An 858-nucleotide genomic window follows, 5' to 3' on the forward strand; every position below is an offset into this window, starting at 1 on the left:
CTTGGTCAAGATCGTCAAAAGCGGCAGTGTCATCCAACGTTAGATGCAGAACATGATGCCCTTCTTCTTGCTTCTCTTGAGCAAAAATAGCCATCGCGGAGAAGAAAGCGCACACCTTTTGAATGTGATGCGTAACGTAAGTGTTTTCTTGCTTGAGCTCAGCAATCAAATAAAGCACGGTATCATCCGCTTGCTGAAACCAAGAATGCTCGCTGTTGAGTTGGTCACCAAGAATCAATCGCACCGTGTCATAACGCATTTATTTATCTCCATTTTCTTGCTGCGTTGCGATTGGCCAGTCGACCATATCGACAACGTCTTGCTGCGCTCGGCTGTCACGCCCTTGCCATCGTTCAATGACCTCATGATTTGGGTCGTACATTTGTGTCTGCTTCTCTAAATTAAACTGACGAGAGCCTCTCGGATCTGCCCCTACTCCCGCTAAATATTGCCAGTTTCCCCAATTCGAGCCGACATCGTAGTCAATCAACTGCGTTTCAAAGTAGGCTGCGCCATACCGCCAACCCCAGTTCATGAACAAGGCAACTTGCAACCAACTGGCGACCACGGTTAGACATATAACCAGTGTGATTCAGTTGGTGCATACACGCGTTGACGATGGGATACGGTGTGGTGCCGTTTTTCCACTGCTGAAAACGATGCGCATAAAAACTGGTTAACGGCGGTTGATTGCGAATACCACCAAACCGAAACAGCCTTTGTTGATAACACCTTGCGTACCAATAAAAATATTCGCGCCACAACAATTCAAAGTAAATCCAGTAAGTCGAATCATTCGCCCCTTGGGTTTGTTCATACTGTTTGAGCATGGCATAAATCATTCTTGGCGACACACAA

At 46.6% G+C, this 858-nt stretch carries 1 protein-coding gene and 1 pseudogene; both read right to left on the reverse strand.

All coding sequences use genetic code 11. The annotated features are described in order from the left end of the window. Positions 1-259 (reverse strand): cryptochrome/photolyase family protein (locus tag R8N47_RS24290; protein WP_318185990.1); only part of this gene is annotated, 259 nt, incomplete at its 3' end. Then, positions 260-858, reverse strand: a pseudogene (locus tag R8N47_RS24295) (DASH family cryptochrome); the annotation flags it as partial. It lies immediately after the preceding gene.

The sequence above is a fragment of the Vibrio sp. 2132-1 genome (assembly GCF_033344315.1).